At 37.2% G+C, this 19,955-nt stretch carries 17 protein-coding genes; 16 read left to right on the forward strand and 1 reads right to left on the reverse strand.

The annotated features are described in order from the left end of the window. Positions 1-124: 124 nt before the first annotated feature. Positions 125-994 carry a helix-turn-helix transcriptional regulator gene (locus V7138_RS00885; protein WP_335393366.1) on the reverse strand — a complete coding sequence of 290 codons (870 nt, stop codon included), beginning with the start codon at positions 992-994 and terminating at the stop codon, positions 125-127. 99 nt (positions 995-1,093) lie between these two features. Between V7138_RS00885 and V7138_RS00890 the strand changes: the two genes are divergently transcribed. From V7138_RS00890 to V7138_RS00965, 16 genes are all read left to right on the forward strand, one after another. Continuing rightward, complete coding sequence (locus tag V7138_RS00890; RefSeq protein WP_335393368.1) at positions 1,094-1,789, forward strand: DUF4386 domain-containing protein; 696 nt, start codon at positions 1,094-1,096, stop codon at positions 1,787-1,789. 493 nt (positions 1,790-2,282) lie between these two features. Beyond that, the gene (locus V7138_RS00895; protein WP_335393370.1) at positions 2,283-3,728 is read left to right on the forward strand and encodes an HD-GYP domain-containing protein; all 1,446 of its coding nucleotides are present in this window, start codon (positions 2,283-2,285) and stop codon (positions 3,726-3,728) included. A gap of 412 nt (positions 3,729-4,140) precedes the next feature. Continuing rightward, on the forward strand, positions 4,141-5,094 hold the full coding sequence (locus V7138_RS00900; protein WP_335393373.1) for a DMT family transporter: 954 nt from the start codon (positions 4,141-4,143) through the stop codon (positions 5,092-5,094). A gap of 136 nt (positions 5,095-5,230) precedes the next feature. Next, a complete protein-coding gene (locus V7138_RS00905; protein ID WP_335393375.1) occupies positions 5,231-5,731 on the forward strand; it encodes a DUF1456 family protein in 501 nt (166 codons plus the stop codon). Positions 5,732-6,347: 616 nt separating this feature from the next. Continuing rightward, a complete protein-coding gene (locus V7138_RS00910) occupies positions 6,348-7,706 on the forward strand; it encodes an MFS transporter (protein ID WP_438824297.1) in 1,359 nt (452 codons plus the stop codon). Positions 7,707-7,778: 72 nt separating this feature from the next. After that, the gene (locus V7138_RS00915) at positions 7,779-8,993 is read left to right on the forward strand and encodes a PLP-dependent aminotransferase family protein (RefSeq protein ID WP_335393377.1); all 1,215 of its coding nucleotides are present in this window, start codon (positions 7,779-7,781) and stop codon (positions 8,991-8,993) included. Between the two features lie 724 nt (positions 8,994-9,717). Further along, complete coding sequence (locus tag V7138_RS00920) at positions 9,718-10,479, forward strand: Nif3-like dinuclear metal center hexameric protein (RefSeq protein WP_335393379.1); 762 nt, start codon at positions 9,718-9,720, stop codon at positions 10,477-10,479. Between the two features lie 328 nt (positions 10,480-10,807). Further along, positions 10,808-11,545: a tRNA pseudouridine(38-40) synthase TruA gene (truA, locus tag V7138_RS00925; protein ID WP_335393381.1), complete on the forward strand. Its 738-nt coding sequence runs from the start codon at positions 10,808-10,810 to the stop codon at positions 11,543-11,545. A 188-nt stretch (positions 11,546-11,733) separates the two neighbouring features. Further along, positions 11,734-12,441 (forward strand): nucleotidyltransferase domain-containing protein, encoded by a 708-nt coding sequence (locus tag V7138_RS00930; protein ID WP_335393383.1) that lies wholly within the window; start codon positions 11,734-11,736, stop codon positions 12,439-12,441. 245 nt (positions 12,442-12,686) lie between these two features. After that, positions 12,687-12,818 (forward strand): hypothetical protein, encoded by a 132-nt coding sequence (locus V7138_RS00935; RefSeq protein WP_335393385.1) that lies wholly within the window; start codon positions 12,687-12,689, stop codon positions 12,816-12,818. A 394-nt stretch (positions 12,819-13,212) separates the two neighbouring features. Further along, positions 13,213-14,124, forward strand: a complete 912-nt coding sequence (locus V7138_RS00940) for a Gfo/Idh/MocA family protein (RefSeq protein WP_335393387.1) — start codon at positions 13,213-13,215, stop codon at positions 14,122-14,124. Between the two features lie 99 nt (positions 14,125-14,223). Next, complete coding sequence (locus V7138_RS00945; protein ID WP_335393389.1) at positions 14,224-14,577, forward strand: hypothetical protein; 354 nt, start codon at positions 14,224-14,226, stop codon at positions 14,575-14,577. A 125-nt stretch (positions 14,578-14,702) separates the two neighbouring features. Further along, positions 14,703-15,482, forward strand: coding sequence for an aspartate dehydrogenase (nadX, locus tag V7138_RS00950; protein WP_335393391.1), 780 nt, complete (start codon positions 14,703-14,705; stop codon positions 15,480-15,482). Positions 15,483-15,752: 270 nt separating this feature from the next. Continuing rightward, a complete protein-coding gene (locus V7138_RS00955) occupies positions 15,753-17,678 on the forward strand; it encodes a sigma-54-dependent Fis family transcriptional regulator (RefSeq protein WP_335393393.1) in 1,926 nt (641 codons plus the stop codon). Positions 17,679-17,906: 228 nt separating this feature from the next. Then, positions 17,907-18,893: a thiamine pyrophosphate-dependent dehydrogenase E1 component subunit alpha gene (locus V7138_RS00960; protein ID WP_335393395.1), complete on the forward strand. Its 987-nt coding sequence runs from the start codon at positions 17,907-17,909 to the stop codon at positions 18,891-18,893. A 27-nt stretch (positions 18,894-18,920) separates the two neighbouring features. Continuing rightward, positions 18,921-19,940: an alpha-ketoacid dehydrogenase subunit beta gene (locus tag V7138_RS00965; protein ID WP_335393445.1), complete on the forward strand. Its 1,020-nt coding sequence runs from the start codon at positions 18,921-18,923 to the stop codon at positions 19,938-19,940. Positions 19,941-19,955: the final 15 nt, after the last annotated feature.

Here is a 19,955-nt window from a genome sequence, read left to right on the forward strand (position 1 = left end):
ATCATCACTTAACTTATTACAGCAAGATTTGGAAAGTCTAACAAAACCAATTTTGTTATCTTATTATTAATCAAACCAACTTTATTAATTTGAAAGGAGCATTTGCAATAGTCTGGAAACAATATTAAAAATCTGAATCAATAGGTAGTTTTTTAATAGGTGTATAGATGTGGTAGACGGAATCAAGATTGTGAATGTTATCAAAAACTTGAATGAGTTCGATATGTGAATTCTCAGATTCCTGCTTTGAGATTTTTAAAAATCTTGCAAAATCAGTTTTTAAAACATCACCTATGTCAAGTAGATCACCGAAATATTTGAATTTTGCACAGAAAATTTGTGGTACATCAACGGTAAAATAATTAGGTTTATCTATCTGTATATCATGTGGAATCCCGAACAGTACCTTGAAACGAGTTGAATCTGGTTGACAGTCTGAATAGATGACATAACATGAACCATTTATTGTTTCATCAATGTTATTTAGTAGCATTTTTGAATGAGAGCGGATCTTCGCCTTGTAATTATCAGTCGCCAAGTCCACTTCAAAAACTAAGCCACTCACCCTGATTGTTTCGAATTCCGTTAGGGTGAAATCAGTGACAATATCACCATTGATGTTTTTGATGTGTCTTTTAACTACTGAAGGTATCGGCACATGAGATAGGGTCTTATCTTTTGTTCTTAAAGAACTTGGAGTTATACCGTATTGGCGTTTGAATGCGCGGGTGAATGATGATTGAGTTCCAAAATTAAGTTGATAAGCAATATCCGTTAGAGATAAGTTATTATTTTGTATTAATGGTAGTGATGCATTCAATCTTCTGGATAGGATGTAATTGTTCAATGAACAACCCATCATGGCTGAAAAAAGTCTATGAAAATAGTATTTGGACGTCTTGGAGGCTTTAGCAACAGAACTCAATGATAAAGGTTGTTGTATATTCTTTTCAATATAAATCAAAGCATCCTCAATTACTTCATAATAGTCCATAATAACACCTCACATTAATTATTTTTTGATGTTCCGAAATTAGTATAGCATAGGATAGTTGATAAGTAGCTAAATAATTTTTTCAAGGAGGTAAAGATAATGACACAAGATCGAGTGAATGGGATCATAATAGGTATTTTATATATAGTAGCTGCGGTCACTTCAGTCATAGCTGTTGTATATTATCAACCAGTATTGTCAGAACAATGGTATACGTCTGTAGTGGATGGATTTGAAACGAAGGTTTTGATTGGAGTACTAAATGATCTGTTTCTTGTAGTGGCGGCTGTTGGGACGGCTGTCATGCTGTTTCCATATCTTCGTCGTTGGAATGAACATATTGCACTAGGTTATCTTTGCTTCCGATTTATGGAAGCTGTTTTTATCACAATAGGCTTGGTAAGCATATTAGGTTTATTGCATCTTAGTATGTATTATGAAGCAGACAACTTAGATAGTGAAAGTCTTCATGCTTTAGGTTTAATGTTACAATCTTTTCATCGTTGGACTTTTATGTTAGGGCCAAATTTGATGTTAGGCTTAAATACATTCATGTATAGTTATTTACTTTTCAGAACAGGTTTAGTGCCAAAATCGTTAGCGAAATTTGGGATGGTTACAGCCATCTTGGTATTCATAGCCGGTTTACTGGACATGTTTGGTATAGTAGAACCAGTCTCTACAGTAAAAGGTATTATCGCATTACCGGTGGGCGTTTATGAGATGAGTTTGGCTGTATGGTTAATTGTGAAGGGATTTCATAAGCAAAATCTTGAAAAACTAAAAGTGAATTAGTGTTTTAATTACAAGTGCCTCACCACCAGTAAAGTACAATATCGCTTTGGCTTGGGGTCAGGCAATTTTTTGAAGAAAATAGAGTAAGAGTCTTGTCAAAGCTCTACCCGGTAGAATATGTTCAGCCGGTTGATATGTTTGTGAGTACTGAGCATGTGAGAAGTTTCACGAAACTTATATTTTAAAAAAGTAACTAACCATCAGGTGTTGCCTTTTTTGTTCAAAGATAAGAAAATTTGACTTTGAGAATTGTCTGGCCTCAGTGCCTGGCATCTAGTGTACTTCGTTCTTCTTCCTATTGTAAGTCAACATCGAAATACTATTTTCGTGTATCCTTTATATCGGTCGAAACGCTCCAGTCCATACGCCGCTATACGGGGGCCTGCGCTTTTTCATATTCTTGAGTGTAAGGCAATGTTCCTAATGATATAATATTATGTTACTATGTAACTATATTCATAACCTTTATTACTGGGTATTTCGGGGGAGTAGGATGAAACATTATAGCTTTCTTTGGCCTTTGACTGCTGTGATAGTTCCATATATTATTTTTGAATGTTTTAATATAGGTTTTTTAAAAGATTTAACTTTCAATATGCCGATAGGCCACTTTTATATTGTAAGTCTTGTGTCAATTCTAGCTAGTATAATTTCTATCGCGGTTGGGTTTGCTGGAAGAAGAATCCGAAATATTAAAGTGAGTTTTCTAGCATTATCCTTTCTGTCTATGGGTTTAATGTTTTCTATTCATGGGCTTTCTACTCCAAATTTCATACATGGGTACACCCATTTGCCTGGAATCTCTGCTCAATTAAGCATGTTATTGGCAACTTGCTGGATTTGGTTATCATCCTTACCATCTGATAATTCAATTGTTAAATTTTTTTCAAAGCGGCAGCGTAGCCTACTTCCTATATGGATAGTGGCTTTAAGCATATTCTGTATATTAGGATTTCTTAATCCGCATATCGTGGATATTATTCCATTGGATGCAGACCCTTTTAATAGCATTTTGACGATCGTAATCCTACTGTTAAATGGCATTACGATTTATCGCTATTATCAATCGTATAGGTATACAAAATTTCCTTTACAAATATCTATTGTTTATAGCTCGGGCTGGATAATGGTCTCGCAATTGATAATGGTAAGAGGGGTAATATGGAGTTTCGGATGGTGGATCTATCACTTCTTATTACTAGCTTCCATGATCGTTATGATTAGCGGCCTGGTTAAACAGTATGCAGTAAAAGGGACGTTTACTGAATCTATTCGTTCTTTGTTTACTAATGATCCTTTTGAACGAGTAACGAACAGCATCTCGCCAAGTGTTAAAGCTTTGGTGACTGCTACTGAAAAGAAGGATAACTACACAGCAGGTCATACCTTCAGAGTTACGATGTATGCTTTAAAACTTGCAGAAGAGCTTCATTTGAAACCGGAACAACTTCGGGCTATTGTTCAAGGGGGACTTGTTCATGATGTAGGTAAAATTAGTGTCCCCGATGCAATTCTTAATAAGCCGGGAAGACTATCGAATGATGAACGATTTCTAATTGAAAAGCATCCTTTATTTGGCTATGATATGTGCAAGAATCTTGGATTTATGAAGGAAGAATTGAGCATAATCCGGTCCCATCATGAAAAGTGGGATGGCAGTGGGTACCCGGATGGACTAAAAGAGAATGATATTCCTTACTTTGCCCGAATAGTGGCAGTTGTGGATGTATATGATGCCCTTACTTCAGAACGTTCTTATCGTAAAGCGTGGACACATCATGAAGCTATGAAATACTTAAAAGAAAACAAAGGAACCCATTTTGATCCTCAATGTGTGGATGCATGGGAGCAGCTTTGTATAGGTAACCCGACTGTTTTCCAATTCCCTTCACTGTCTATAAAGGAAGCAGGGACCATAAAGAAACTTTCTTTATTTTAGGAAAAAAACAGTATTAAAATATACAATTCTAGTTTATTGCGATAAAAAACTTAATAACTATTTTCCTTAGAAATTAGTTTCGTTATAGTCCCACCACCTTTCGGGTACTCAAATTTAAAATGTAAAATCACCAGCACCCCATGTGTTGCCACATACACTCTGGACAAGTGGAGTGTGTTTTTTAAAGGAAAATAAACCAATTATGCCTGACAACAGTGTTTCAACATGCTATACCACACTGTTTGCCAGGCATCTTTTATTTCTGTCGAGCATTCAGTGAAATGAAAAAACAGGCATTCCGGGCACTTTCCATATGATGTTCCCTAGGCACTCCTACAACACAATCATTGCCAAAACGCTGACAATGCAATACGATATACACTTGTGGAATGATTTTTTAGGAGTTGACACCATGAGATGGATTTTTCAGAAGAAATGGTCAGTTATTGGGATTGCAATTTTTTGTTCGCTTTTGTGGGGGAGTGCCTTTCCTGTTCTAAAGGTAAGTTATGAAGAACTGCAAATGTCCCCAGATGATATAATAGCAAAGGTAGTATTTGCGGGTATTCGCTTTTTACTTGCGGGTTTATTCGTCTTAGGATTTTTATTACTGATAAAGCCGAAAAAAATAGTGGTTTCGAAAAGGAGTTTTCTCATTCTCCTTTTACTGGGGTTGATTCAAACAGCCCTTCAATACTTTTTCTTCTATAACGGATTAGCAAAAGTGTCAGGTATGCAGGGGGCAATTTTGTCGACTGTCGGCACTTTTTTCACCGTTATAATAGCTCACTACTATTATAAAAATGATAGATTAACTTGGAAGAAATCAGTTGGGCTAATTGCTGGTTTCTTTGGAATTGTGGTAGCAAACTGGGGACAAGAGCTTAAAATGAGTTTCCAATGGGATGGAGAAGGATATATGATTCTAGCGGGACTCACTGGTGCGATTGCAACAATAATGGCCAAAGAACTGACTGCTGGCATTGATCCATTTGCCATTACGGGATGGCAGTTGAGTCTTGGGGGACTTGTCATGCTTATTATTGGTCTACCGATGATGCATACAGGTTCAATCACTTTTACGCCATTTGGATGGGGACTATTAATGTACTCTGCTGTACTCTCGGCTGTTGCGTTTGGTCTCTGGTATTCGTTATTAAAATATAATCATGCAGGTGAAATTACAATTTATAAGTTTATTGTACCTGTTTCAGGAACGATACTGTCTGCTATTTTCATACCAGGTGAAAAATTGAATCTGTATATTCTAGTGGCTATTGCTATGGTTGCAATCGGTATTATTGTTTTGAATTATCGCGGAAAAGGGAATAAAGCTATTAAGACCGCAAAAAGAATTGCTTCATAATCCAGTTGATTAGGGGGCCAGCCTAGCACCTTTATTAAAGGCTCAATCTGAGACAGATGCAAATTGAATGATAGACTGAATTAGGTACCTTTTGTTTTATGACAGGTCCTACAATTTAAAAAAAGGAGCTCAAATAATGGATAATAACGATATTTTAATCCGGTTGAGATATGCATTGGAAATAAAAAACAAAGAAATGGCAGAGATATTTAAACTTGGTGGCGTGGAAGTAACAGTACCAGAAGTAATAAAGATACTTACAAAGACTTACGATGATGATGAATATGAGAATGAAGATCAAATAAAATGTACCCACAGTATGTTAGACTCATTTTTAAATGGGCTTATTATTTATAAAAGGGGGAAACAGGAGCCGAAACCAGGACAGCCTAATCCACCAGAACCTCCACTAAAAACAAGTGGAAACGTGAATAATCTCCTTTTAAAGAAAGTCAAAATCGCACTGGCTTTAACGACTGAGGATATGCTAGACGTTTTTGATCATGTAGGGTTAAGGGTAACAAAAGGAGAACTAGGTGCTTTATTACGAAAAGAAGGGCATAAGAACTATAAAGAATGCGGAGATAATTTCGCCAGAAACTTCTTAAAAGGGCTCGCTATCAAATATAGGGGATAAAGACATGATTCATTCTTGCTTAGATAAGACAACTAACCCATTTGTAGTAAGGGGATGGGAAAAAGAAAATGGACGGGCAGGAAGGTCAAATACAGGAATTTAATAAATAACAAAAACAAAACATGAATTAATCGAATCAGGACACAACTATCGGGGAGAATTATTACAATCGTTGCCCGATATATATATGAATTTAATGAGTTTCTAAGTGAAGAAACAGACACTTTAGATATTATTAAAAGAGTTCCAAGGAATAAATTACGTGCATTTAAAAAGATATTATTATCGCAGTCATTATCGAAATTTGGATAAGGATAAAGGACGCAAAGGATTTATTAGCTAACTCTAATCTGCACAATCAGGAGTACTTGTATTATAAGAACTAATTCAAAAATTAGATATGCCAACAGTTGTAAACCTTATTCAAAAAACCGATGATTAAATAGATTGTAATAATAAGGAGTTTTATAACCATGGTTATTTTATTATAGATTATGAAACAATTAGAAAAATTGTCTGCCATACAATAAATTTATTGTATGGCATTTTTATTAGTGTTAGAATATTTGGAACCTAGTTAAATTCCGATATCAAAATGACTTAGTTTTCTAGAAAGATGGGTGAGAACGTGTTAGACGATCGTACAAAAAAGATGGACGTTCACTCAGCTTGGTTACAAGTCTACGTCAGTTCTTTAGAAAAACAAAAACAACTATATAAGAGAACATTAATGGTTGTTGTCTTCTCCCAAATTTTTGGAGGAGCAGGGCTTGCAGCAGGAATAACAGTGGGGGCACTTTTAGCCCAAGACATGTTAGGCACAGATAGCGTAACGGGTATTCCTACGGCGTTATTTACCTTAGGTTCAGCAGGGGCGGCATTATTTGTGGGACGACTTTCTCAAAGCTTTGGGCGGCGTTATGGACTTGCGACAGGGTTTTTGGCTGGAGGTCTTGGTGCCATTGGAGTGGTCATTTCAGCATTAACAAATAGTATTCTGCTTTTATTTATCTCACTCCTTATCTATGGGGCTGGATCAGCTACAAACCTACAAGCACGCTACGCAGGGACTGACTTGGCAAACAGGGCACAAAGGGCTAAGGCTGTTAGCATAGCCATGGTTTCTACCACTTTTGGGGCTGTTGCAGGTCCAAATATGGTAGATGTAATGGGTGAGTTTGCGCTATCTATAGGGATTCCAGCTTTAGCTGGTCCATTTTTATTAGCTGCAGCAGCTTATATACTTGCTGGGTTGGTTCTCTTAATTTTTCTTAGACCAGACCCTTTTCTTGTTGCCAAAGCAATATCAGATGCTCGAAGCTCAACCGGTAATTTACTGACAGAGGAAAATTCGAATGTGTCATTGATAAAAAGAAGAGGCATTATTGCTGGAGCTTCAGTGATGGTTCTAACCCAATTTGTGATGACTGCAATTATGACGATGACTCCCATACATATGGGACGTCATGGATATGGTCTCGATGCAGTAGGAATTGTCATTGGATTTCATATAGGTGCTATGTTTTTGCCTTCTTTAGTTACTGGATTTCTTGTTGATAAAATTGGTCGTGCTACAATGGCCATTGCTTCTAGTGTTACGCTTCTTATCACTGGTATTCTAGCTGCAATGGGACCTGCTGATTCGATGGTAGTACTTATTACTGCACTTGTTTTACTTGGCCTGGGCTGGAATTTCGGTTTAATTAGTGGTACAGCAATTCTTGTAGATGCAACATCACCATTAACCCGGGCTAAAACGCAAGGTTCTGTAGATGTTGGAATTGCCTTGTCAGGAGCAATAGGAGGAGGCTTATCTGGAATAGTTGTAGCACATTCTAGCTATGCAGCCCTTTCAATTGCTGGTGCTGTACTATCATTATTGCTTATTCCAATTGTTATTTGGGCAGGTATTGATAAGCAGAGGAAGTCTAACAAGGTGAAAGTAACTGAAAATTCAGGGTATCATTCGGGTTAAGGAGCACTTAAACTTTTATAATAATTATCACGCGTCATCATCTTCGAAAAAACGAAAAAGGGATGTTTACTGATGGAAAATAAATTTGCTGAAAGAGCTCGTTTAGTAAAATCTTCTGAGACAAGAGAAATACTAAAAATAACAGAAAGACCAGAAATTATTTCCTTTGCGGGAGGCTTGCCAGCCCCAGAGTTGTTTCCTGTAGAAGCTCTTAAGGATGCATGCAATGCTGTAATGAATGAAGATGGTGCGGCTTCCTTTCAATATAGTACAACTGAAGGATATATTCCTTTAAGAGAAACTATTTGTCAAAGAATGGAAGTTGTAGGCATTAGCTCTACTATTGAAAATGTACTTATCACATCAGGATCCCAGCAAGCTATCGATCTTACTGGAAGATTATTTATCAATGAGGGCGATACTATTCTTTGTGAAAGCCCAACCTATCTTGCAGCAATTAATGTGTTCAAATCATATAATGCAAGATTTATTGAAGTAGCCATGGATGATGATGGAATGGTGATGGAGGAGCTTGAGAAAAAGCTGCAAGAACATCCTAACACCAAATTTATTTATACAATCCCGGATTTCCAAAACCCTACTGGTCGCACATTAAAACTCGAAAGACGAAAAAGAATGATTGAGCTTGCTAATCAATATAATGTGTTGGTTGTAGAAGATAATCCCTATGGAGCTATAAGATTCGCCGGAAAAGAACTTCCGCCAGTTAAACATTTTGACACAGATGGTAGAGTGATTTATTTAAGCACTTTCTCAAAGATTTTTACTCCTGGTCTTCGCCTTGGATGGGTTTGTGCAGACAAATCATTCATTGATAAATATGTTGCTTTTAAGCAAATAGCGGACCTACATACTGATAGCTTTGCTCAAAGAATTACAGCAAAGTACCTGGAACTTTACAATATCGAAGAGCACATTGATAAAATCAAAGCTGTTTATAAAGAAAGGTGCACAGCTATGTTATCTTGTATTGAAGATTTTTTTCCAAAAAATTTGTCTTACAGTAAACCAGAAGGTGGATTGTTTATTTGGGTAGAGCTTCCTGAGGCCGTTGATTCATCGAGAATATTTACTGAGTGCTTAAAAAACAATGTTGCCTGTGTTCCTGGTGTGCCATTTTTTCCAAATGGTACACAAAAAAATACATTACGGCTAAATTACTCAAATATGACTATTGAAAAAATCACTGAAGGTATAAAGCGTATAGGAGAAGTATTACATCGTGAATTAGAAAATGAAACTACACATTATATGGTTCAGAACTGACTTCTGACCTAGAAACATCCTGTTTATAAATAAGCAGGAGCTTAAGACTCACTTTATATTTGTGTACCATACAAACTAATCCCTGTATGGTACACGAATAATATAAGTCCCTTGATCTTTGAAAACTTATAGTTATAGTTTTGATTTAAATTTGTATTCCCTCGGACTTAAAAGTTTGGGGGGATTTTTTTATGGTCTATCTTTTATGAAGGCTCTTTTCTAAAAGTTTGTTGCTATTGGAGAAAATAAAACTATTGATTGAAGCGGAAGGTGGCGACTCCTCGAAAATGCATTCGCATTTTCTTCGTGCGTGGGTTTTTTCAAGGAAGCTATTCAAAGTCCAGCGGGAAAAGCGTGAGACTTGAGACCCCGCAGGAGCGATTAGCGACGAGGAGGCTCAAGCCACGCCCACGGAAAGCGTCCACCTCCTCGAAAATGAATTCTCATTTTCTTCGTGCGATGCTAATCAGGGGAGAATTTGCAAAATGCAGCGGAATTCAAATTTGTCGAAAACAACAAAGTTTGCGAAAACAGCCTTTACGAGGAACACTACGTAAAGGTTTATAGTTATCATAGATATAGGTTTGCAGATAGAATAAATATAGGAAATATATGGGTGTGGTAATATGGTAAGGGGTAAGTGTTTAGAGAAATTTAAATTAGAATCGAGAAATTAGATCCAGAATAGAAGCCTTTCGGCAAAAATATTTGAGGAGGCAAGTACATGGATGTTTCATATATTGTTGAACAAATTAATGATCTTTTTAATATAACAAATAAAGAAATCTATTCTAGTGAATCAGGGATTACATACCAGGCAGGTAAAAAAGTTAAAAAGGTAGGATACTGTGTTAACCTAACACTTGAAACGATAGAGGAAGCAAGAATTCATGGAGTCGATATGATGGTGACGCACCACGATGCATGGGATGAAATATTTGGATTAAGAGAGGCATGCATAGAGAAACTAGCAGAGTATGGTATAAGTCACTACTATAACCACTTGCCACTGGATGACTGTGACTTTGGAACAAATGATAGTTTATTAAAAGAATTGAAACTTGAAGTTGTTAAAAGAACCCACGAATGGGAAGGGTTATATTTTGGTAGAATTGCAGAATATGATCAAGAAATTGAATTAAATGAATTCGTAAAAAATATTGAGAATCTGCTTGAAGAACCAGTTAGGTTTTGGCAGTTTAACGACAAAAAAGTGAAGCGAGTGGGCTTAGTCTGTGGTAACGGAGCGCCAACAGCTTGCCTGAAGGAAGCAGTTGAAAATAAGTGTGATGTATACATTACAGGTGAATGCAATTTGTATACGATTCAATATGCGCAGTTCAAAGGGATAAATCTGATCATTGGGAGTCATACTTTTACAGAATTCTTCGGAATTGAAAGTTTAGCATCGAAATTGAATGAGAAGATAAAGGAACTTGAAGTAGTAAGACTTAAAGAAGATCATTATGAAGTGAATATAAAATAAGGACTGTGTTAAATTCAATGTTGGAATTGGAGCTTTATGATTGTAGCGGAAGGCGGCGACTCCAGTGGGAATATCATGAGGTGAAGACCCCGCAGACAAGCTTGCTTGTTGAGGAGGCTGAGGCCATCCCCACGGAAAGCGTCCGCCTGAAGCGGAAATCAACAACAAAGTTTAACTAAAGGCATAATAAGAAATAATAATAGAGAGATACGTATATCTTAATAGAATGTAACTATTAAATTATAGACACATTGATTATATGAAGAACATATCCTTCAAACGGGACGATAGACTTCAAAGTGATAAAGTAATGAACAAGGAGAAAGCAATGAACAATTATAAATTAACCATTCAGTATGATGGTGGCCGTTACAAGGGTTGGCAGCGACTTGGTAATAGTGACAATACGATTCAAGGGAAAATTGAAAATGTGTTAACAGAGCTGGCAGGAGAAAAGATTGAAATCATTGGATCTGGAAGAACGGATGCAGGTGTACATGCTCTTGCTCAAATCGCTAATTTTAAGATGCGTAAACATGCAACGGAAGATGAAGTTATGCATTATTTAAACAGATATCTTCCCAATGACATTAGCGTTGTGGATGTTACGTTAGTTCATGAGCGTTTTCATGCACGCTATAATGCTAAAGACAAAACCTATTTGTATAAGATTTGGAACGAGCAATATCCACATCCCTTCATGCGAAAGTACAGTATGCATGTAGAGGAAAAGCTTGATATCGAAAAAATGAGAAAAGCATCTCAATATTTTATAGGGAAACATGACTTTACTTCCTATTCCAATGCAAAGTCGAAGAAAAAGTCCATGGTACGTGAAATATACTCACTGGAGGTAAATGAAAATGCGGGCTTTATCGAAATTAAAGTGCGAGGCAATGGCTTCCTTTACAATATGGTGAGAAAAATTGTAGGTACGTTAATTGAAGTTGGATTAGGAGAAAAAGATGCGGCTACAATACCAAGTATTCTTGAATCTAAAGAAAGAATTCAAACAGGTCGTATGGCGGATGCTGAGGGGTTGTATTTGGAGAAGGTTGGTTTTTAAACCATCACTAAATTTTCATTCCAAGTGAAGCTTAATCCTGTTGATTCTGGTATATGCTTACAAAGCATACGGAAGGATCCGAAAAAAATCCCATAACAAAAATGGTCGGGCATTATTTTAAAGATAGCTCCGTACGATATAGAACACTAATCACTTAGGTGAATATCATGGTGTGGGAGGTGTTTTATATGAGAGACTCGATCAAGCGAATAGCCCAACAGTTTATCGTTTCCCACTTTCCTGAATCAGATATAGTCTTGATAGGTGGAAGTGCTGTCTCTGGTAATTTAACAAAGGAATCTGATATTGACTTAATTATAATGGATGAAACAGAAACGCCCAGGCTTGAATGTTATCACTTTCTTGGGTGGAAAATAGAAGCATTTATTTATACGGCTTTATCTCTAGAGTTTGAATTTCAAACAGCTAAATATAGCGGGATGCCCACCATCATTAAAATGTGTGCCGAAGGTCTGCTTATAGAAGATAAACAAGGGAATGGAAAGGAAATCCAAAGAGAGGCAAGACTGCTTTATGAACAGGGTCCACAACCTTGGGATGAGGAGAAGATAATTGAGGCGAGGTATGGAATTACTGATTTTTTGTCAGACTTTAGAAGTTCAGAAGACTTTGGAGAAAGCCTGTTTATTTTAAATAAGGTAATAGATACGTTAACTGAACTGATTTTAAGGGCAGATGGTAAGTGGGTTGGTGAAGGAAAGTGGATGGTTAGAAGCCTTAGATTACATGATAAAGATTTGTGCGATAAACTGGTTAAACATACAAGAGCATACATGCATACAAATGATAAAACGGAACTAATTTCATTCATTCAATCCACACTTGACAAGTATGGTGGAGAATTGTTTGTTGGTTATAAAAAATTCTTCTTGTAGATATATACAAACAACTAAAATACTAGTTCAATCTATTAATCTTCGACAAAATTTAGCAAACTTCTGGTCGGTGCACTAAAAATTAAAGAAGCTTTTTTAAAAGTGAACGATCCCTTTTGCTACTCTGGGTCTTCACTCTATACGAATTAATTGTTTGATTTTTAGCTTTCTCCATATTTGTCCCTATCCCCGAGCACCCTTGTGGCATAACCTATAATATCATTCAATAAAGGAGGAATTTTATTATGCCATTCTTCGTAGGTGGTTTCGGTGGTGGTCCTCGTTTCCGTTTCCGTCGAGGTCCTGTTTTTGGTCCTCGCTTTCGTTTCCGTCGTGGTCCTGGTTTTCGTTTTCGCCGTGGCCGATTTTTCTATTAATGGGTTGACACGATTCCTTTGATAAATGTGAGAAGTTTTATTACTAATTGCGGTGTTTAATATATTCCCTCCATAATTTACAACTTGAATACCTATTAAGGTAAACTAAAAACTCGATTAAAAAAAATTAAACATTTCCGATTTCATGTCCAGATTAATAAGGTCCCGGTTTTTCCACGAGAGGAAACCGGGATTTTTCATGTCAATTTCCGATGTTATATATTTCTGAATTAATTGCCTGCCCCTAACAGATTAAAACGAACCAGTACTGTGGGCAGGCCTTTCTATTATTTGGTTATAAAGGTAGCAACAGCTATTCCATTTCATTTATACTTAAGACATAAGAAAATTTTCAATAGTCGCTGAGATTGATTAGTAAAGTGGGGGATGTAAAGTGATTAAAATTGGGGTTATTGGACTTGGAGACATTGCACAAAAAGCGTATCTTCCCGTTTATAGCGGATTAAAGGAGATTGAGTTTCATTTTTACACAAGAAACCAAGACAAATTGCGAACGATTGCAAGCCAGTATCGGTTTGAACATATTCACTCCGACATCAAGTCTCTGGTTGATAGTGGTATTACAGGAGCATTCGTCCATTCGTCGACTTCCTCTCATGAAGAAATTGTACAAATGCTTCTCCATCACGGGATTCATGTGTTTGTGGACAAACCAATTACGGACAATTATGAAGGTGCTCAACGGCTTGTTGAACTGGCGGAAGACAAAGGTCTTATTCTGATGGTGGGTTTTAATCGCAGGTATGCCCCTTCGTATGTAAAGTTGAAGGAAGTGGCGAAGCCAAATATGGTAGTAGTCCAGAAAAACCGCAAAAATCTTCCTGGTGAGCCGAGAACGTTTATTTTTGATGATTTTATCCATGTAGTGGATACGATGAGGTATTTATTTCCACACCCGATTGAAGATTTAGTCGTGAACGGACGCATGGAAAATGGAACCTTATACCACGTTGTACTTCAATTTATTTCTCAAAGCGGCACAGCAATCGGCATTATGAATAGGGATAATGGAGCCACTGAGGAAGTTGCGCAGGTTATGGGTCCTTTGGAGAAGCGGACGGTCACAAATGTAACCACCTTAGTCATTTCGAAAGATATGGAAAATAGTGAGGTTCGAAGCAGTGATTGGGAGCCAACCTTGGTTAAAAGAGGGTTTGAGCAAATGGTTACAGATTTCGTTCATGCCATCAGCACAAATGCAGAACCTGAAATTTCAGCTTGGGATGCACTGGAAACCCATGAAATGTGTGAAGAAATTCTCACGAAACTGGCGGAAATGAAATAGCAAACATGTATGAAACATTATTGCTGGCAACTGAAAACTCCGAAGTCATACTTCAGAGTTTTTTGCTTTTAATAAAATCATATGTTAATAGGAGTTATTATGGTATTAACTGAGTTACTTATATTTATTATGTGTATACGGCTAGTGTTCGGGTTTGTTTACCTAATAGTTGGGACAACAGATGACGAGTACTTAACGAAAACCTCGATGCATATCCTTAATCCTACTACTAAATCAGATATATTCTTTAATAGACTCGTTCGAATTAGCTTTGGTCCAGCACCCAAATTAAACGTGGAAACAATGAATATGCCATTTTTGAAAAGAAAATCAAAGCAATTATGGCTAGTTGTTAAAATGATTGTGTTCTATCCAATCATTTATTATTTGTTTAAATGGGTTCTTGGAGTACTGGGTATCCCAAATATTGTACTGTTTTGTTTAATGGTCTAATTCCCATCGTACAATAGCGGTACGCTACCACAGGTTATGCCATTAGAAAATAAGACCATGTCCTGGGTATGATAGAATGATAGTAAAATTCCGGGTGCTTACTACGAATTTAAGGGAGGCCAACAATGAATATCGGTGTAATTGGTGCGGGAGCCGTCGCGACTTTTTTATTGAAAGAAATCAACCAAAATCATGATGAAAACCTCCGAATTAAAAGTATTTTGGTACGGAATAAGGACAAATATCGATTGTTAGAGTCCAACTTTGGTGTGAAATTGTTTACTGATCTTAGTGCATTTCTCGATTCAGACATCGATATGGTTGTGGAGGCAGCGAACATACATGCAGTGAAAACCTTGGTGCCATCTGTTATTAAGAAAAAAGAGGTAGTGTTAATCAGTGTTGGTGCACTATCAGATGAAGCACTGCTGACAGAAATAAGCCATCTTGTTAATGAGTATAAGCATGCCGTTCATTTGCCGTCTGGCGCGATTGGCGGTTTGGATTTAGTGCAAAATGCAAATGCCCTTGGCACGGTTACAAGCGTTTCATTGACGACTCGCAAGCCTGCCAGTTCGTTAATTGAGGAAGAAATCGCAGAAGCGAAGGTTGTATTTGAGGGAAAAGCAGTTGATGCAATTAAGCAATTTCCAAAAAACATGAATGTCTCGATTGTTCTCTCACTGGCTGGGATAGGTATAGACAAGACGATTGTACGCCTAGTAGCTGATCCACATATTGAAAAGAACATACATCAAGTGGAGATAACAGGAGATTTTGGGGAAGCAACATTTTCTATTACGAATCAGCCACTTCCGGCTAATCCAAAAACAAGCTATTTAGCAGCAATGAGTATTCTGGGGACATTGAAAAGAATAACTGGCAAACTAAGAATCGGTGGGTAAATTAGGGTTCCAACTACTTAATTTTCTAACGTGTCACCATATACTCCACACATATAGAAGCGGTTGGTGGAGGCTGCAAGAACAGAGAAAGATGAATAAAATACAAGTAAGAGCCTGCATTCAAAAAAGGCTCTTTTTTGTAATAGAGCGGGCCTGTAAGGTTCGTTCTTTTTTCACGATTTTAACAGATTAAGATGATACAATAGAAGTGTATATTGAAACCGTAATCATCCGCGTAAGTTTGTATAATTATTTCTTTTGGAGGGTAGCATGAAAAGTTTAAAGAATTATAAGGAAAATTGGGAACAGTTCATTTATGAAGATGACTTAGCACCAACCATCAATCCAATTGTTAAGCTTTCATGGCTTCGTTCAAAAAAGATGGGGATTGACCCATTTCGTACATATGGAACTATTAAATCATTGGACCATGAAAAATATAAGGAACTTGTTAGTATTGCTACACCATTGACGGAAGGTCTTTATTCAATTGTAGCGGGCTCCGGGTTTATGGTCATTCTTTGTAATGAACATGGGCAATTATTAAAAGTAATGGGTGATAAGGAAATACTGCAACATGCAAGCATGATGGGTTTCGTTGAAGGAGCGGATTGGAGCGAGGAAGAAATGGGAACCAATGCCATTGGTACGTCAATCGTGATTGATTCACCACTTCAAATCGTTGCAGAGGAGCATTTTGTGAAAATTTGTCAATCCTGGACATGTTCGGCAGCCCCGATTCACGATAGTACTGGAAAGATTATCGGGGCTTTGAATATGTCTGGACCGAGGGAAAAGGTCAATTCCCATACATTAGGAATGGTTGTTTCAGCTGTTAAAGCCATTGAATATCAATTAAAATTACACGAAAACATGCAAAACATTTTAATGATGCAGAAATTTCTCGAAGCAGCTACAAATAATATCGATGACGCGATTGTCATTACAGACACACAAGGAAAAATAATTATTTCAAATGAACAATTTACACGATTATTTGCGATTAACAGAAACCAACTGGAAAATAAAAAGCTAAGTTCTATTTTCGCTAATCAAATCATAACAACAACTGATAAAGAGCGTTTTTTGGACAAAGAAATATATATAAAACGTCATGAATTGCAACCAAGTATCCATTGTATGGTAAGTAAAATGCCGATTTACCAAGATAATATGTGGCTGGGTTCGATGATTACGCTAAAAGAAATGAAAAAGGTTCGTCACCTAGTGAACCATTTAACAGACCATCGAGCGAAAGTTTCGTTTAGTGAAATTATTGGAGAATCTCGTACATTTCTAAATAAAGTGCAAGAAGCGAAACTGGCGGCCAAAACAAGTTCTACTGTACTGATTCTAGGGGAAAGTGGGACAGGTAAGGATATGATTGCACAAGCAATTCATAATGCAAGTGACCGAAGAAACAAGCCGTTTATCTCGATTAACTGTGGTGGAATCCCACGTGATTTATTAGGAAGTGAGCTTTTTGGGTATGAGGAAGGTGCCTTTATAGGAACGAAAAAAGGGGGAAGACAAGGGAAATTTGAACTGGCAGATGGAGGAACTCTATTTTTAGATGAAATTGGAGAAATGTCCTTGGAGATGCAAGTGCTTTTACTGCGTGTTCTTCAGGATAAGGAAGTAGTACGAATTGGCGGACACAAGGTTATTCCTGTAGATGTGAGAATTATAGCCGCAACCAATCGTAATCTTCGCAAAGAAGTGGAAAAAGGCAGTTTTAGAGAAGATTTATTTTTCCGTTTAAATGTGATGCCTATCGAACTGCCGCCACTTCGAAACAGATTAGCTGATATCCCGATTTTAGTTGAGTTTTTCATCCGTCAGTTTAGTAAAAATCTTAACCGACCTATGCATGTTATTGAACCGGGATTTATTCATGCGTTAATGAAGTATAACTGGCCTGGTAACATCCGGGAGTTACAAAATATTTTAGAGAGAACAATGAACAAAAGTTTAAAGGATGTATTAACATCACAAGATTTACCGAATGAAATCTTTGAAAATATCAATCTGCAGAAACAAGAGGAAACAATCGTTTTAGATCGTAATGAATTAAAAAAGCAAGCAATTATCCATGCGTTGAAAAAACATAAAGGGAACATCCTGCATACAGCTAAATATTTAGGGATTGCAAGAAGTACATTGTATCGACAAATGAAAAAGTATAATATCCAGTAATTGGTGTAGCGTTTTGTAGCGAAGTGTAGCGCTTACATTTTAGAGAAGTGTCTCAAAATGGGACAGTTCTCTTTTTTTATGTAGAATTCAATTTTTCTATGAAGTAGAGAAAACCCTTATTAAATGCGACTTAGAAAATTATTTTTATAGATTTAAAAAAGTTGGCACGCTTCTTGCATTATTAATAGATGTAACAATTCATAAGAGAAAGCAAAGGAGGAAATTAAATTGACTATTTCTATTGATCAACTTAAATGGATGTACGAAACAATGTACAAGATTCGTTATTATGAAGAAAGTATGATGGACGCTTATGCTGAAGGAAAAAATCCTGTCTTTAATATTGGACTAGGTCCTGTACCTGGTGAAATGCACTTATCCAATGGTCAAGAACCGGCAGCGGTGGGTATATGTGCACATTTAAGAAAAGAAGATACAGTTTCATCTCCACACCGTCCACATCACCATGCCATTGCAAAAGGTGTTCACTTGAAAAAAATGACTGCAGAAATGTTTGGTAAAGTGACAGGTTTAAGCAAAGGAAAAGGTGGTCATATGCACATCTTTGATCCAGAAGTCAATTTTTCCTGCGGAGGTATTGTAGGAGCTAATATCCCTCATGCGCTCGGTGCGGCCTTAGTTTCGAAAAAGAGAAAAACAAATGATGTAGCCGTTGCATTCATAGGGGAGGGCGCAGCAAACCAAGGCGCATTCCATGAATCTTTGAATCTAGCTGCACTTTGGAATCTTCCATTAATCGTTGTAGTTGAAAATAATAATTATGGTATTTCTGTATCAAAAGAAGATTCAACAGCCATTGCGTCAAATGATCTGCGGGCGTCAGCATATGGTGCAAAAGGCTATTATGTAAAAGACAATGACCCGATCGCGATGTATGAAGCATCAAAAGACGCTGTCGAACGTGCTCGTAATGGTGAAGGTCCTTCCATTATTGAAATCGAAACATACCGTTTCCTCGGACACTTCCAAGGTGACCCAGAATTGTATCGTGAGAAAAAAGAAGTACCAGAACTAAAAGCAAAAGACCCAATTGTAAAATTACGTAACCTACTCGTTTCTGAATATAACATATCTGAAGAGGATGTAGCTGCACTTGAAAAAAATGCAAAAGAGGTCGTAGATGAAGCCTATGCATTTGCTAGAGAAAGTGAATATCCTCAACCAGAAGCAGCGTTAGAAGATTTATATATTTAAAGAAAAATAACAGGAGAGGTGACTATGATGTTACAAACAAAAAAACGTTTATTAACCGGAAATAAAGCGCTTTCTGAGGCGATTCGTTTGGAAATGGAAAAAGATCAAGAAATTTTTGTTTTGGGTGAAGATGTCGGCAAATATGGCGGGATCTTTGGCTCAACTGAAGGTTTGTATGATAAATTCGGCCCGGAAAGAATAATGGACACTCCTATATCTGAAACGGCATTTATCGGGGCGGCAGTAGGAGCAGCATCACAAGGAATGCGCCCAATCGTAGAATTAATGTTTGTTGACTTCTTTGGTGTTTGTATGGACCAAATTTACAACCAAATGGCAAAAATCCCTTACATGTCTGGTGGGAATGTGAAACTTCCAATGGTTCTGATGACAGGTGTTGGCGGTGGGTACAATGATGCAGCGCAGCACTCCCAAACATTATATGCAACATTTGCTCATATGCCAGGAATGAAAGTGGTAGCCCCAACGACACCTTATGATTTAAAAGGGATGATGATATCAGCGATTCGTGATGATAACCCGGTTGTTTTCATGTTCCACAAAACACTTCAAGGGTTGGGCTGGATGGATCAAATCGATGCTTCCTTAGGACATGTTCCGGAAGAAGCTTATACCGTTCCGCTTGATAAAGCAAAAGTTGTTCGTGAAGGTACAGATGTAACGATTGTAGGGATCCAAATGACAACTGTACAAGCACTTGAAGCCGCGAAAAAATTAGAAGAAGACGGAATTATTGCAGAGGTCATTGATATTCGCTCACTTGTTCCACTTGATAAAGAGACCATTTTGAACTCGATTAAGAAGACACATCGTTTAATGGTTGTTGATGAGGATTATTTATCATATGGATTAACTGCGGAAATTGCTGCTTTAGCTGCTGAACATGGCTTATATGACTTGGATGCGCCAGTGAAAAGAATGGCAATCCCTGATGTTCCAATTCCATACAGTCGTCCGCTAGAACAATATGTATTACCAAATGCAGAAAAAATCTATAAGGCGGCACGGAAACTAGTTAATGAATAAAAACTGTAGTAAAGG

The organism is Bacillus sp. JJ1533, assembly GCF_036965045.1.
Taxonomy (GTDB): Bacteria; Bacillota; Bacilli; order Bacillales; family Bacillaceae_L; genus Ferdinandcohnia.